This is a genomic window from Paenibacillus sp. GCM10027628, from assembly GCF_042676385.1.
Lineage (GTDB): Bacteria > Bacillota > Bacilli > Paenibacillales > NBRC-103111 > Paenibacillus_E.
The window spans coordinates 171,384-187,807 of the sequence record NZ_JBHTHA010000037.1; the positions used below are offsets into that span (position 1 = coordinate 171,384).

11 protein-coding genes are annotated in these 16,424 nt (G+C 44.7%); all 11 read left to right on the forward strand.

What is annotated here, in order from left to right:
* Positions 1 to 109 precede the first annotated feature (109 nt).
* The 11 genes from ACFQZT_RS25600 (at position 110) to ACFQZT_RS25650 (ending at position 16,422) form a co-directional block, all read left to right on the forward strand.
* Positions 110 to 1,900, forward strand: a complete 1,791-nt coding sequence (locus tag ACFQZT_RS25600; protein ID WP_379304517.1) for a glycoside hydrolase family 36 protein — start codon at positions 110 to 112, stop codon at positions 1,898 to 1,900.
* Positions 1,901 to 1,930: 30 nt separating this feature from the next.
* The gene (locus ACFQZT_RS25605) at positions 1,931 to 2,956 is read left to right on the forward strand and encodes a LacI family DNA-binding transcriptional regulator (RefSeq protein ID WP_379304519.1); all 1,026 of its coding nucleotides are present in this window, start codon (positions 1,931 to 1,933) and stop codon (positions 2,954 to 2,956) included.
* Positions 2,953 to 4,512 carry a glycosyltransferase family 39 protein gene (locus ACFQZT_RS25610; RefSeq protein ID WP_379304521.1) on the forward strand — a complete coding sequence of 520 codons (1,560 nt, stop codon included), beginning with the start codon at positions 2,953 to 2,955 and terminating at the stop codon, positions 4,510 to 4,512. Before ACFQZT_RS25605 ends, ACFQZT_RS25610 begins: the two co-directional genes overlap by 4 nt.
* 241 nt (positions 4,513 to 4,753) lie before the next feature.
* On the forward strand, positions 4,754 to 6,070 hold the full coding sequence (locus tag ACFQZT_RS25615; protein ID WP_379304523.1) for an ABC transporter substrate-binding protein: 1,317 nt from the start codon (positions 4,754 to 4,756) through the stop codon (positions 6,068 to 6,070).
* A gap of 19 nt (positions 6,071 to 6,089) precedes the next feature.
* Positions 6,090 to 7,031: a carbohydrate ABC transporter permease gene (locus ACFQZT_RS25620; RefSeq protein WP_379304525.1), complete on the forward strand. Its 942-nt coding sequence runs from the start codon at positions 6,090 to 6,092 to the stop codon at positions 7,029 to 7,031.
* On the forward strand, positions 7,031 to 7,846 hold the full coding sequence (locus tag ACFQZT_RS25625) for a carbohydrate ABC transporter permease (protein ID WP_379304527.1): 816 nt from the start codon (positions 7,031 to 7,033) through the stop codon (positions 7,844 to 7,846). The genes ACFQZT_RS25620 and ACFQZT_RS25625 overlap by 1 nt, the downstream gene beginning before the upstream one ends.
* 44 nt (positions 7,847 to 7,890) lie before the next feature.
* Positions 7,891 to 9,189, forward strand: coding sequence for an alpha-glucosidase/alpha-galactosidase (melA, locus tag ACFQZT_RS25630; protein ID WP_379304529.1), 1,299 nt, complete (start codon positions 7,891 to 7,893; stop codon positions 9,187 to 9,189).
* Between the two features lie 29 nt (positions 9,190 to 9,218).
* Complete coding sequence (locus ACFQZT_RS25635) at positions 9,219 to 10,538, forward strand: ABC transporter substrate-binding protein (RefSeq protein WP_379304531.1); 1,320 nt, start codon at positions 9,219 to 9,221, stop codon at positions 10,536 to 10,538.
* Positions 10,539 to 10,711: 173 nt separating this feature from the next.
* Positions 10,712 to 11,551, forward strand: a complete 840-nt coding sequence (locus tag ACFQZT_RS25640) for a carbohydrate ABC transporter permease (RefSeq protein ID WP_379304654.1) — start codon at positions 10,712 to 10,714, stop codon at positions 11,549 to 11,551.
* Positions 11,548 to 12,363, forward strand: coding sequence for a carbohydrate ABC transporter permease (locus ACFQZT_RS25645; RefSeq protein WP_379304533.1), 816 nt, complete (start codon positions 11,548 to 11,550; stop codon positions 12,361 to 12,363). The genes ACFQZT_RS25640 and ACFQZT_RS25645 overlap by 4 nt, the downstream gene beginning before the upstream one ends.
* 45 nt (positions 12,364 to 12,408) lie before the next feature.
* Positions 12,409 to 16,422, forward strand: coding sequence for an S-layer homology domain-containing protein (locus tag ACFQZT_RS25650; protein WP_379304535.1), 4,014 nt, complete (start codon positions 12,409 to 12,411; stop codon positions 16,420 to 16,422).
* Positions 16,423 to 16,424: the final 2 nt, after the last annotated feature.

Below are 16,424 nucleotides of genomic sequence, written 5' to 3' on the forward strand. Positions count from 1 at the left end.
CATGTTTTACTAAATGTAATAAAAAAATCTTGAATAACTGCTAGTATAATGCTAAAATCAAGTAAATATTTAGTAAATTTTAGGCGTGACGATAATGGAGGAAGCGGCAATGAAAACAGAAGCTTTAGGTGATTGTAGGCTAACTGTAGGTTCATATGATTTTCAATTAAAGGGGGCCGGCGACCTGTTTCGAGGCTCTATGACAGCATCTACCGTTCAAGATGGTGTGGAACTTATTCAGATCAAACTAGAAAGCGACTCTTTGCAACAGCCTCCTGAAGTTGAGTTGATCTGGCACCATCCAGGCATCGACATACAGGGGACCTGGCATCCAAGCGCATATCGTTCCAAGAGACTTCACGTGGACTGGGAACAAGGATTGGTATCGAAGTCCACTTATTCTGCGCCTGTGATCAGTCTTTTCAATATTCAAGGAAAGAACAGATTGACGTTCGCCTTTTCCGATGCGTTAAATTCAGTCTCGTTATCTGCCGGTGTAAATGAAGAGACAGCCACTTACCGTTGCGGGGTAAAGTTGTTTTTCGAACCGAGCCTGCAACTTACTGTTTACGAAGCCGTTTTGAGCCTGGATACGAGAGAAGTTCCTTATTATCAAAGCCTATCGGATGTTGGGGTATGGTGGGCGTCGCTTCCCGGCTATACACCCGCGCTAGTGCCGGAAACCGCGAAACTCCCGATGTATTCGACGTGGTACAGCTTTCACCAAGAGCTTGCTGCTGAAGGCATTGAACAGGAATGTCTGCTGGCCAAACAACTAGGTTGCGAAGCGGTCATTGTAGATGACGGCTGGCAAACGTCTGATAATGCGCGTGGCTATGCCTATTGCGGGGACTGGGAAATTTACACGGGGAAAATTCCCAATATGAGGGCTCATGTTGAACGTGTCCATCAAATAGGGATGAAATATTTGTTGTGGTACTCGGTTCCTTTTGTCGGTTTCAAGAGCAAGAATTGGGAGCGGTTTAAAGATAAAATGCTGATGACGACCAGCCGTTTGCAAACCGGCGTGCTAGATCCGCGATATCCTGATGTACGGGAATTTATTATCAAACTGTACGAGGAAGCGTTGATTGAATGGAATCTTGACGGTTTCAAGCTTGACTTCGTAGACAGCTTCAATGGAACGGAAGAAACGATCCAAAAGAAAGACATTTCCATGGACTACACGGCCATTCCAAAAGCGGTTGATCGGTTAATGAGCGATATCATCGCGAGATTGCGTACGATCAAGCCGGATATTATGATCGAGTTCCGTCAAAATTACATCGGACCCCTGATGAGGAAATACGGGAATATGTTCAGGGCGACCGATTGTCCGAACGATGCGGTCGAGAATCGAATCCGGACGCTCGACGTCCGTTTGCTTGCAGGCGATACGGCTGTGCATGCGGATATGATGATGTGGCATCCGGATGAGCCTGTGGAAAGCGCTGCCTTGCAGATCGTCAATACGCTCTTTTCGGTTCCGCAAATTTCTGTACGGTTGGATCGGATTCCGCAGCGGCATCTCCAGATGCTGCGCCACTGGCTCTCGTTCTGGCGCGAGCATCGGGACGTGCTGCTGGACGGCGAATTGAAGCCTCAGCATCCTGATTTTCTGTATCCGCTCGTTATTGCCGATAACAGTCAAAAGAGAATTGTTGCCGCTTATGGCGATGTAACCGTTAATCCGGGAAGAGGTGTTCCTCCTCAAGTTTTCTTTGTGAATGGAACTTTAAATGAACGAATCTACGTAGAAATTGACGAGGATTTAGGCGTGAAAACAGTGGAAATTCGGGATTGCCAAGGACAATTGCAGGAGACGCTCCAGGTGAATCTCAGAACCGGCATCCACCGCTTGAACATCCCGCCATGCGGATATGCCGTCATGAGTAAGTAGTTGTTTTTAAAATTGCGCTGAGAGTATGTGATGATCATAGCCACTATTAAAGATATCGCCAAGATCGCTCAAGTTTCCTCTGCCACGGTGTCCAGAGTATTAAACAATGACACGACTTTCAGCGTACCGGAAGAAACACGGCAGAGGATTGTTGAAATTGCAAAAAGGCTGCAATATCGCAGAATAGAGCGGAAACTGAAAAATGATTCCAATCAAATGGAGGAACTGAAATTCGGACTTCTGATCTGGTGTTCGGAGCAAATGGAGTACTCGGACCCTTACTATTTGTCCATCAGGCAAGGTATTGAGAACGAGTGCGTGAAACAGGGGATTACGATCAATAAAGTGTTCCGGTTTGCGGATGACTCCAATATCAACATTGAAGCTCATCAACTGGATGGATTATTCGTAATCGGCAACGTGCATATCGACCTTATCAGCAATTCGACCAGTACAAGCAATATTGTTTCTATCGATTCCGTGCTGAGCGACAGCATTGATTCGGTCATGTTCGATTTGCGTAAAGCGACGAGGCAAGCCGTGAATCATTTGCTTCAACTCGGCCATCGGAAGATCGGTTACATGGGCGGAATCAGTTATATCCGGACTTCGGAAGGCAAAGCATACAATACGGATACGCGCCAAATGGAATTTGAAATCATTTTGAACGAACTTGGCTTGTTCAATCCCAATTATGTGTTTATAGGCGATTGGCGCGCCGAGGTTGGTTATCAGCTTATGCAACAGGCGCTGGAGGCGGGGGATATGCCTACCGCTTTTCTGATCGGCAGCGATCCGATGGCGATTGCGGCGCTGAAGGCAATAAGCGAATCCAATTATTCGGTTCCTGAAGATATTGCTATTGTCAGTATTGACGACATTCAGCTGGCCTCGTTCGTGACGCCTTCTTTAACGAGCATTAAGGTGCACATGGAAGAAATGGGCGTAACCGCAGTGAAGTTAATGGTAGACCGCGTCAAGGGGCGCGAACTGCCGTTGCATGTAACAATTCCTACGAGACTTATGATCAGAAAAAGCTGCGGGGTAGATGAATGATGCAACGTTTCTTGGCAAGCCGCTGGTTCGTGGTTCTCCTGTTTGCAATTGGAATGGCTGTTAGAGTCGCGGGTATTGACCAAGTTCCGCCAGGTCTTAACCAAGACGAAGCGTCTATCGGATATGATGCATACGCGCTGCTTCACTATGGGATAGATAGAAACGGGTTCCATAACCCGGTTCATCTCGTATCATGGGGGAGCGGGCAAAATGCCCTGTATGCTTATTTAGCTATGCCGTTGATCTGGTTATTTGGGCTGACACCTCTTTCACTAAGGGGTGTCAGCATCTTGTTCGGTTTGCTAGGACTTCTCTTTTTCTACGGGGCAGCGAAAAAAATCGTTGATCGTAGATTTGCTCTCGTCACACTCTTTATGCTGGTGATTTCCCCATGGCATATCATGATGTCGCGTTGGGCGCTGGAATCGAATATATTTCCTACGGTCTTTCTAATGGCCGTTTACTTTTTACTCCATTCTGCCGAAAAGAAATTGTATTTGCCAATCTCTATGCTGCTATTCGGCGCAGCGCTATACGCTTACGGCACCTCTTATTTTTTTGTTCCTGTTTTTCTATTCTTTATTACGGTTTATTCACTAAAAACGAAATGGCTAAAAAGCAGTATTGAAGCTGCGTTTGGGCTTGCACTATTTGCAGCTGTTTCAATCCCGATCTTTTTGTTCGTCATGATCAATAAATTCAAACTTGAGTCGCTGGACACAGGTCTATTTGTCGTGCCCAGATTGACAGGCACTCCGAGATTCGATGATATTTCCACGCTGTTTTCCGGCCAGTTGTTGGAGCAATCCTTGCGTAATTTGACTGCATTCGTAAATTTGCTGCTCAATCAGAGCGATGGACTGCTCTGGAATGCGATCCCGGGTTACGGTCTTTTTTATATGTTTGGCTTGCCTTTTCTATTGCTAGGATTTGGTTACGCCTTGAGAGACTTGTTCAAAGCCGAGATGAATAAAACGGCAGTTTTCGTGATCGTTGCCTGGTTTTTTTCAGCCGTGCTTTTATCTTTCGTGATCAAAGTAAATATTAACAGGATGAACATTTTGTTGTATCCGGCTATTTTTTTTATTGCGAACGGAATTTGGCAATTAAAAAGATGGAAGACGTGGACCGTATATGTAACGATAGCGGCATTTGCTGTTCAATTCATGCTTTTTTCGCATGAGTATTTTACTAAATATCCGGCTCAGTTGAGCGGATTGTTTTATGAATCCTTTGGTGAGGCGATTCAATATGCGTCAAAAGTGGCGCCCGGGGACATCTACATTACGGATAAAGTGAATATGCCGTATATTTACGTGCTGTTTTATGAGAGAACGGACCCTAACGAGTTCATTAGGACTGCGCGCTACTTGAATCCCGATGCGCCTTTTCAAATGGTTCAATCATTTAGTCGATATCATTTCGGCGTCAGCGAGGTATCGGACAAGGAGAACCGAACGTATGTCGTTCCTTTAACGGAGAGCTACAGATTTGACCCGAACCTGTTTGCAATTCAATCCTTCAAACATTACTTGGTTGCGGTAAAAAGACCGTAGAAAACGAAGGTTGAGGAGTCGAAATTGAATCCATGAATTATTTTAGTAAATAGTATTGCAAATTATCGCATATATTAGTAAAATGAAAGCGTAGCCAATCAATAAATGTTTACTAAACCAATTGAGCCTTTCTAAAGGCTATACGGCTAACACGAAGGGAGCAAGGGTGAGTTTCAAAAAATGATGGTTATCATGTAAGCGGACTCACAGTAATAACAAACAAAATGGGGAGGGTTTACGAATGAAAAAGAAGTTTGGCCTTATTTTATCTACAGTTATGGCAAGCAGTCTTTTCTTAACAGCATGCGGAGATTCCACGAACAACACGGCTAATAACACCAAGAGCACTGAAGCGCCTAAGAGCACTGAAGTGGCGAAAAGCGGCGACGCGACCGGCAAAAAAGATCCGGTCACCATTCGATTTGCTACATGGGACACAGGGGATAGCTTGAAATACCAGCAAGATATCGCTAAAGCGTTCGAAGCGAAAAACCCAGATATCAAAGTTCAGGTAGAAGCTTACGGCGATGGATTTGACGATAAACTTGCCGCATCATTCGGTGCTCAAAATCCGCCGGACGTTACATATATGTGGGATTATCCGAAATACAGCAAGACTTTGGAACCCCTGGATACTTTCGTTAAGAACGATCCGGAAATGGGCAAACTGGTCGGCGATTTCTACCAAGGTATTTTGAATTATCACAAATACAATGGAGCTACTTACGGACTTCCGGTAGGCTTTACGACAAGGGTAATGTACTATAATAAAAAATTGTTCGATGAAGCGGGCGTCAGCTATCCGAAAAACGGCTGGACGTGGGATGATTTCAAAGCCAGCGCCGTAAAACTATCGAATAAGGATAAAAAGCAATACGCATTTGCCCGTGCTACCAAAGATAACGGCTATGCATTTCAAGAATTTGTCTGGAGTAACGGTGGTGCTCTCATTAGTCCGGATGGCAAAAAACTTGAAGGCTTTATGAACAGCAAAGAAACGGTTGAGGCGATTCAACTTTTTGGAGATTTAGTAAATAGCAATGTCATGGCAACGATGGAGAATGGCGACAAAGTATCGGATGCTTTTAAAGCCGGGAAGGTTGCGATGGTAGAGTCGGGCATTTGGCCGCTTGAAGGATTTAAAAAAGCTGGCATCGATATCGGAACGGTTACGATTCCGGCATTTGGAAGCAAACCTGTAAAAGGTGTCATTCACTCGGCTGGCGTGGCGATGACGAAAGATTCCAAACATAAGGATCTCGCGTGGAGATTTATCAAATATTATGCCGATGCCGATGCCGCTAAAATGCGTAAAGCAGACTTGCCTATTATTAAAGCAGTTGTAACAGAGCTTAAAACACAAGAAGATCCGCTAATCAAACCGTTCTATGCAATGCTTGAAAATTCTAGCGACGTACCTTCGTTCTTGATCCGCGAAAATTGGGGCGAAATCGATAAAAACCTGGATTTTGCAATCGGCGCTGTATTGCTGAAAACAACAACGGCTGAACGCGCATTGAATGATGCAGTTAAAAAATCGGAGCAGCTTCTGAAATAACAGATTAGGGGATAGGAACATGGAGACTAAAGCCAACTTAAGCTTGGTGTCCAAGAAGAAAAAGAGGGGTAGGCTAACTCCCTACCTCTTTATTTCCCCTTGGATCTTCGGTTTTTTCGCATTTACGTTAGGTCCGCTTGTTTTTTCTTTTGTCATTAGTTTTTATAATTGGCCGCTTGTAGGGACTCCAAAGTTCATTGGACTGCAAAACTATATGAACATGTTTACACAAGATCCGCGGTTTTGGATGGCGTTTAAGGTGACTTTGAAGTTTGCTCTGCTTTTGGTTCCGATCAATATAGCGCTGTCCTTGATGCTAGCCATGCTGCTGAATCAAAAAGTTCGAGGTCTTTCCTTTTACAGGACCATTTTTTATTTGCCTACGGTCATATCTGGCGTTGCACTATCTATGATATGGACTTGGGTTCTGGATGGGGAGTACGGCATACTTAATTATTTCCTTTCTTTGTTTGGCATCGAAGGGCCGCACTGGCTCAACGACCCGCAGTGGTCACTGCTGACAATTGTGTTTGCCGGGTTGTGGGGACAAGGTGCAATGATGTTGATTTTCCTTGCGGGATTGAAGAATATCCCAGGCGATCTTTATGAAGCAGCTAGGATTGACGGGGCTGGGAGATTGGCGCAATTTCGCAATATTACGATTCCAATGTTAACGCCAACGATCTTGTTTAATTTAATCACTTCCATAATCGGCGCGTTCCAGCAACTGACTTTAGCGCTTCTTCTAACAAAAGGCGGTCCATTGGAATCCACCTATTTTTATGCGATGTATGTGTATGAAAATGCGTTTAAGTTTTCTAAAATGGGCTACTCCGCTGCTAACGCATGGTTTATGTTCGTCATTGTACTTATTCTTACGTTATTGGTATTTAAGTCCTCCTCGACATGGGTTTACTATGAAGCCGAAATGAAGAACAGCAAGAAAGGGGGACTAAGCTAATGACAAAAAAAATATTTATTCATGCAGTACTTATTTTCTTTTGCATCTTGTTTGTCGCTCCTTTTTTCTGGATGGTTTTAACCGCTGTGAAAATACCGACGGAAACGTTTGTTTTCCCGCCCATTTGGATACCATCAAAAATTGAGCTGAACAATTTCGTTTATGCTTGGACTGTTATGCCTTTTAATACATTTTTGAAAAATTCGCTGGCGGTAACCGGATTTGGTCTAATCGGACAACTGATTTCGTCTTCATTAGTCGCCTATGGATTCGCAAGATTTTCATTTAAAGGTAGAAATGTTCTGTTCATCATTCTTCTCTCAACCATGATGATTCCTTGGGACGTAACTGCGATTCCTCTTTACATGGAATTTAATATGTTAGGCTGGATCAACACATTAAAACCGCTTATTATTCCTACTTGGTTTGGATCCGCCTATTTTGTTTTTCTGTTGAGACAGTTTTTAATGAGTATTCCCAAAGAACTTGAAGAGGCCGCAACGATCGATGGCGCGAACGCATTTCAAATTTACTTGAATATATTTGTTCCCTTAATGGTTCCATCACTCATTGTAGTCGGCGTATTTCAAATGATGAACAGCTGGAATGATTACCTCGGACCGTTAATTTTTCTGAATGATCAGAGCAAGTATACATTAACGCTTGGACTTAGCCAGTTTAAAGGAAACTTTGGAGTCGATATGACATCGATTATGGCTACAACATTTTTGATTTGCATTCCACCGCTCATCATTTTCTTTATAGCTCAACGATATATTTTGGATGGGCTTGCGAATACGGGAATAAAAGGATAGAAGTTGTAAAAAAAACTAGAGATATCAATCAGGAGGAAATCTACATGTCAAAAATTACTTTCTTAGGTGCTGGAAGCACCATCTTTGCGAAAAACGTTTTGGGTGACTGCATGCTCACACCGGCGCTTCAAGGCTTCGAACTGGCGCTGTTTGATATTGATGCGGAGCGTTTGAAGGACTCCGAAAATATGCTGAACAACCTGAAGGTAACTCTGGGCAGCACCTGCAAGGTGAAAGCTTATACCGACCGCAAAGAAGCGCTGCGGGGCGCCGCTTTCGTTGTCAATGCGATTCAAGTCGGCGGCTACGATCCGTGTACGATTACCGATTTTGAGATCCCGAAAAAATACGGCTTGCGCCAAACGATTGCCGATACTATCGGTATAGGGGGGATATTCCGTAATCTGCGTACAATCCCAGTGATGCTTGATTTTGCAAAAGATATACAGGAAGTTTGTCCGGATGCCCTGTTCTTGAATTACACGAATCCGATGGCGGTATTGACCAATGTGATGAACACGTATGGCGGTGTCAAAACGGTTGGTTTGTGCCACAGCGTTCAAGTATGTGTGCCGCATATTTTTGATCATTTAGGTATGGATCACACGGGTGTGCAGTGGAAAATTGCCGGTATCAATCATATGGCATGGCTGCTTGAAGTTACGAAAGATGGCGTCGATTTATATCCTGAAATCAAACAACGCGCTCGGGAGAAACAAAAAGAAATCCATGACGATATGGTTCGTTTTGAGCTGATGCTTCGTTTCGGGTACTACATTACGGAATCATCCGAGCACAATGCCGAGTACCATCCGTATTTTATCAAGCGAAATTATCCGGAGCTTATTGATAGATTCAATATTCCTTTGGATGAATATCCACGCCGCTGCGTCAACCAGATCAATCGCTGGAAAACGATGCGTGAAGAGCTTGTTGGCAATAAAAGCTTGACGCATACGAGAACGCTTGAATATGCATCTTACATCTTCGAAGCGATGGAAACGAACAATCCGTTCAAAATCGGCGGAAACGTCATGAATACTGGTTTGATTACCAACCTGCCGAAGGAAGCATGCGTAGAAGTGCCGTGCCTGGTCGACGCAAGCGGTGTGACGCCGACTTATGTCGGAGACCTGCCGCCACAATGCGCTGCTCTGAACAGGACGAACATCAATACGCAATTGCTTACGATCGAAGCGGCAATGACTGGGAAAAAGGAACATATCTATCATGCGGCATTGCTGGATCCGCATACATCTGCTGAGCTGTCTATCGATGATATCGTCGCAATGTGTGATGACCTCATCGAAGCACATGGAAATTGGCTTCCTGTATTTAAGTAAAGTACAAATTGAAAAGGGGATGCGCTCAATTGAAGAAAACCTGGTTAAGTTTAATCGCAATTATTTTGATTTTCTCTATTTCGCTCATAGGGTGCTCGCAGCGGCCGGAAAGTGCTAGCCCTGCGAAAACGGAAGCACCGAAAGAGACTCCTAAACCGGAAAACGGAAATCAGACATCCAGCGGTGGCAACAAGACTAAGGTAACCGTATACAGTTCAGTGACGCTCAAATCCATTCAAGATGTATATAAACAAATTGCTGAGGATTTCTCCAAGGAAAACGCTAATGTGGACGTTGATCTGCAGTTCCCTGGTTCCGAGTATGAGAATATTATGAAAGTTAAAATGGCCGCTAACGACATGCCTGATGTGTTCGATACGCATGGATGGGCAATCATCCGTTATGGCAAGTATTTGGCTGACTTGAAAGACCAGCCATGGGCGCCTAAGCTGACAGATACGATCAAAAACGTCGTAACTGACAAAGACGGCAAGCTGTACGCGCTCGTTTTGGCAGAGGCCAAAGACGGCTTAACGTATAACGCGGATTTGCTCAAGCAATATAACATTGAGCCGCCAAAAACTTTCGATGAGCTGATGGCAGCAGCGGACAAACTTAAAACAGCGAGTAACGGCACTGTCACTCCGTTTTATTTTTCGGGTGTTGATGATTGGTTGATCGGTCAATTTTTCGATTATTTCGCTACTTCTGCGTTCATTAGCCCGCAGCAAAATGATGCGCAAAACCTGCTGGATGGCAAATTCGACTGGCGGAAGTGGGATGTGCTGCCTGAGAAGTTCCTTGATATGTTTAATAAAGGGTACATGAATAAAGATGTGCTTTCCGCCAAATACAGCGACTTGCCGCAGCAGTTTGCACAGGGTAAGGTAGCTTTCGCGCTGCAAGGTCCGACCTTTGCCGACGAGGTGCATAAAATCAAGCAAGATGTGAAGATCGGTTTTATGCCGGTACCTTCGATGGTAGCAGGCGACGAGCCTAATTTCTCAGGCGGCGAACGTTATACAATGGGCGTTTGGAAAGACAGCAAACAGTTAGACGAAGCGAAGAAGCTGGTTGCATTCTTTGCGAAGAAAGAGAACATGGAGAAAATTGCGAATACGACCAAATTGCCGCCAGGACTCAAGGGTGTTGAATCGAAGCATGAATTTACAGAGTACTACGACAAATACGCTTCAGTCCGCGTCTTTCCATATTTTGACCGCGTTTACTTGCCGAACGGCATGTGGGACGTGATGTGCAAAACGGGTACAGCCATGCTGGGCGCCAGTGTGACGCCAAAGCAATACTCGGACAAAATGAAGCAAGAGGTTGAACGACTGCGCAAGTAGATCTTATGCAATCAAGGGGGAGTCAGGACCTCCCCCTTTTTCATGCAAAAAAAGCAATTGGAGGTAGCAGGATGACCGATTTTCAAATAGGTACACTCAGCGATTCCGCTCCAAAGATAACTAAGCGCAACGTGTTCAAACGTTGGATCAATTCTCCTGCTGTTGTAAATCTGATGTATGTGCCTTCGTTGATGCTGTTTTGCCTATTTATTTTATATCCCTTCTTGAAGGGAATTCAAATCTCGTTTACAAATTGGGATGGCTATTCGCAAGATTTCAAATGGATCGGACTGGGCAATTACAACCGCATGCTGACGGATCCCGATATTGGAAAGGTCATCTTGAATACGTTTATTTATGGTGTTGGCAGCACCGTTCTTCAGAACGTTATCGGGTTGGCTTATGCGTTATTTCTGAATATGAGTTTTCGGATCAAAGGAATTACGAGAACAATTATCTACTTACCGGTGATCATCAGTCCGCTCATTATGGGCTACATCTGGTATTTCTTCTTTCAATACCATGGCGGGGCCATCAATGACATGATTCAACTCTTCGGTTCACAGCCCGTAAATCTGCTGGGAGATCCGAAATTAAATGTTTGGATCATCACCTTCGTGAATACATACCAGTATTTGGGCGTTGCCATGGTCATCTTTCTGGCCGGGTTACAAGTAATTCCGAAAGATTACTATGAAGCATCAACCATTGATGGCGCAGGCGCTATGGCGCGTTTTATCCACGTGACATGGCCGCTTCTCGCCCCGTCGTTTACGATTAGCATCGTACTGAACTTGATTGGCGGGCTTAAGCTGTTCGATGTCGTTACGGCGATGACCAACAGTGGACCGGGATATGCATCCGCTTCGCTATCCACTTTGATGTATCAGCTATATTTCGGTAGACAGGATGCGGGTTACGCTGCTTCGATAGGAAATCTGATGTTTGTGATCATTTCGATCATTAGTATCACGGCGTTGTTCTTCCTACGGCGAAGGGAGGTTGCAGCTTGAAAAAGAAAAACCGGCTGCTCAATCTGATTGCACTGATCATCTGTATCATTCACATCCTCCCATTTTACATTTTATGTACGTCTTCATTTAAAGCGGCAGATGATCTGAGTTCAAAGTGGGTCCCACCGGGTTATTTGTTCCTGGATAACTTTACGAATGCCTGGAATGAAGCGAATCTCGGCCGTATGTTCATCAATAATACGACGATCACCTTCGCAGCTGAAGTACTGGTCATTCTTCTAGGTTCGATTGCAGCCTATCCGCTTGCAAGGTACCGAACAAAATGGAACAAGTTTATCTATACTTTATTTATTTCCTGTTTAATCATCCCTCCGCTAACGATTCTTGTGCCGCTCTATAAAGTTATGGTTGATATAGGGGGCATAAACCACTCTTGGGGGATTATCCTGCTGCACGTTACCTTTTATTTGCCGATTACGATATTTTTATATACCGGATTCATTGACTCCATTCCGGCGGAGCTTGACGAGGTGGCGATGATCGACGGTGCGGGCCGGTTTTCGCTATTTTACCGGATCATCTTGCCGCTGTTAACACCGATTACGGCAACGGTCATCATTTTGACTGGCGTACAAATATGGAACGACTTTTCGTTTTCCGTCTTTTTTCTGCAAAAGCCGGATACACGCACCATCACTGTCGCGCTATCCGCCTTTTTTGGACGGTTTAACAGCAACATCGGCTGGGTTGCAGCCGGCTCGCTATTAGGAGCCGTTCCGATTACATTCGTTTATTTGTTTTTACAGCGTTATTTCATTCAAGGTATGGCATCCGGGGCTGTGAAGGGCTGAAGGGCTAACTTAATCTTTACTGAAACCTAATAAAAGGAGATAAACATGCATAGAAAAAAATGGATATCCATTGTTATGATTTTAGCTTTTTTAATTGCTCCAATAGCGCAATGCTTGTATCCGATTCAACATGCAATGGCTTATTCGCAAAATCTGGTTATAAATCCTGGTTTTGAGGCTCAAAAAGCAGGATGGAAATTTGATGGAAGTACGGGGGTTGCCACGAATTACCCTCATTCCGGCAACGTTCAGGCTTGGTTAGATCCGGGGAGCAGCAATCGCATATCCCAACAAGTGGTTATTCAGGTTACGGGAACGTATACGTTTACGGGGTGGTTTGCAACTGGGGGAGCAGGAGGTACTTTAGGTATCCGTAAAACAGGGGGCGGCGATCTTGGAAATATTGTGTTAGCAAACAATTCTGCGCATACAAAATACGAAATACCTGGCTTAAACTTGTTACAAGGCGATCAAATAGAGGTTTATGTGACTGGTGGAAGTCAATGGGTGAATTTTGATGATGTTAAGTTATTGCGTGACGATAGCAAACAGGTGAATCTTGTCCGAAATTCCGAGTTCGATGCGGACTTGAATCAATGGGAACATACAAACGGTGTCAGTATTGTTCAACAGAGCAGTTCTTCTACAGTGAATAAAGCGGTCTACGTGGATGACGGCAACGAGCTTGTACAAAAAATTAAAGTTCCGCTTACCGGCCCCTATAAGTTATCTGCTTCCACTAAGGCTTCAGCAGGTGGGGGAACTTTGGGTGTCAGAAAAGCCGGAGGCACAGTCATTAAAAGTGCGTCCGTTACCGAAGATACATATTCGATAGTAGCTAATGACATCGTGCTGAATACAGACGACGAAGTTGAGGTTTACCTGACTGCTGCCGGTTCTGGGATTCAAGCGGATTCCTTCAATTTTCAATTTGATTTCGATAAGTTTGTGAATCTGCCTCCGTCAGCATCAAACCTTTCAGTCAGCGGCAATGCGTGGGTGGATCAGACTTTGACGGGAAATTATGCATATTCTAGTCCTGATGGTCAACTTGAGGGAACTACACATTTTAGATGGCTCGTCTCCGATACAGTGAATGGTGCATATGTGCCAATAGTTGGGCAATCAAACATTACTTTTGCGCCTGACCATAGTCTCAAAGGGAAATTTGTGAAATTTGAAGTGACGCCGGTTAATTTGTTTGGCAAAGAAGGACAGCCAGCAGTCAGTTCGGCGGTTGGGCCTATTCTTGAGAATTTGATCCAAAATCCCGGATTTGATCAAGATAAGCATGGCTGGACCTATGATGGGGCTTACCTCGAATATTGGGGTACGGATGGTGTTGTATTGATCGAGCCGGGACCGTCTACTTTTATATCGCAAACTATTAAAGTGCCGGCTTCAGGTTATTACAATTTGTTAGCGAGCTTTCCTAGAGTCCATGATGTTGGTGCAACGTTCGGCGTTCGCTTTCCGGGCGGTAGCGTTATCGCTAGCAGCGATATACCCCAAACAAGTTCCCCTCTCGATGGTCAGGTAGAACATATCTGGCTTGAGAAGGGAAGTACGGTTGAAGTTTATTTTACGGGCATAAATAAGGAATACAAGAGGGTCAGAGTAACTTTCGCTGCGCTTGTTCCGGATATTAACAATGCGAATCCGGGTCCAATGTTGAATAATATTGTAGGATTCGAAGTACCGAATCAGATTGGAATCTCGGCAATCGATACCGACAATCATCATATTTCTTTCAAAATGCCTTACGGAACGGATGTATCCGCGCTAACCCCAGCAATTACAGTTTCGGAAGGGGCAAATTTGCTGCAGGGCCCTGTCGCTCAGGATTTTACGAATCCGGTAACCTATACTGTGCATCGCGATGGTAAAGATGTAGCTTGGACCGTACAATGTTCCATTGCGCCTAAAGAAGTGACAATCCGCTCTTCGAACGATCAGTTGGTTCAAGTATTCAACAAGTCAAAGGTAAAAATGAAGTCTTATGTTCGGACCGGGATGACCGGGGTCGTGAATCGTGACGAACAAACGTACGGCTGGAACAATAACATCTTCAATATAAGAGCGTATACGCCTTCTTACTGGGCAGGTTATGCAAATCGTTCAGCCTACTATATTCGAGATATGGCACATCAAATGGCAGGTGCCCACATGCTCGGTCTTGATGCAGAAAATTTCAATATGTTGAAATCGTTTGCGGGAACGGCTAATGAAAGTTCGAAATGGTATCCGGCATGGGCGCTGAACTTTGACGGATCGATCTTCGGACTCGACCACCGCAGCGATGATGTATTTGTGCGGGAAGTGCCTGCCGTGTTTGAGCTGGTAGAGAAAGCTTATAAGATGTACTTGTGGACTGGCGATGATAACTATTTGAACGATCCTGTACTCTGGAATTACTATTCCAAGGCAGTTACTGACTTTATTTCGCTTCATGACGGTAATAAGAAGAATGTCGTTGCAGAAGGTACTGGCGACGAGAATATTTTCCTCGGGACAGCGTCTTATAACGAACGCGGCGGCGAACATTTAATTGAAGCGGGCGATGGTATTGCTTCCCAGTATCAGGCGATGCTGGCCTACGCGAAGATGCTGGAGGCGAAAGGCGATCCTGCTGCGGCGCAATTTGCTAAGAATGCACAGGATTTGAAAAATTATTTTAATACCGATTGGGGCATTAAAGGCTTAAAATCCGGCTACGTAAGGGGCTATGGCAAGGACGGTACGGCGTATAGCGATTTCGGTAAAGAAGCAAGCTGGTTCATGCCGATGAAGCAAATCACAGAGCCGGGGACAAGAACGGACGATTATTTGAACTTTATCGACACAATGTCCAGTACAGAGGGGCAAAGACCAACGAATATCGAGGCGTATACGTATTTGCCGGATACATTCTTTACTTACGGAAAAAATGAAACTGCATGGAAATGGATGAAGTATATCATCGATCAATATGATTTGCCGCATGAACATCGGGATCAAGGAACGAACGGCGACTATCCAGAGGTGTCTTATACGTTAGTCAGTCAAATGATTGAGGGATTAATGGGCGTTACACCGAATGCGCCGTCTCATGGACTTAGTACGATATCGAGACTCCCCGGGGAGGTCGGCTGGCTTGAACTTAATCATGTTATGGTTGGAGACAATGATGTTGATGTGAAGCATGAAGGGACATCAAAGACTACGCTCAGAAACAATTCAGGTTCCGGTTCCTTGACATGGGAAGTGCAATTCGCGGGAACGTATCCTTCTATTGATGTTGAAGGTGTGCGTCGAGCAGCGAGTACGAAAACTGTTAATGGCGTAACCGTAAGCTATACGATGGTTAATGTTCCTGTTGGGCAAAGTGTGTCAGCCGTTCCTGCTATAACACCGACACACACCGACACCGACACCGACACCGGCACGGCACCGGCACCAACGCCAACGCCAACACCGGCAGCACCGGCATCAACACCGGCACCAAAGCCAACACCAACACCAATACCGAATGCAGGAAAGTCATTCCATGATCTTACCGGGTATGATTGGGCGAAAGAAGCCATTGATATTCTCTCGTCGCAAGGCGTCATCAATGGGACTTCGGATACGACATTTAAACCGGGTGAGAAGATTACGAGAGCTGATTTTGTTATCATGCTCGTCAGAGGATTGAAGTTGAAAGCTGATTTCACAATGAATTTTAACGATGTAGATTCGACTGTTTACTTCTATGAAGCGCTGGGCATAGCTAAGAAGCTAGGTATCGTAACTGGGGTAGATGGCGAACAATTCAATCCGAGAGAAATGATTTCCCGAGAGGACATGATGGTCATCGTGGATCGGGCCTTAGAGGCAGCTGGAAAGAGTATGTCAGGTGAATCTAAAAATGATCTTATCAATTTCTCAGATGGATCTGATATTTCGTCTTATGCCGTGCAAAGTGCAACAAAATTGATTAAAGCAGGCATCATTCAAGGTTACGAAAATCTAATTCAACCGAAAGGGAACATGACACGAGCAGAAGCGGCCGTTGTATTGTACAGAATTTCAAGCAAGTAAAT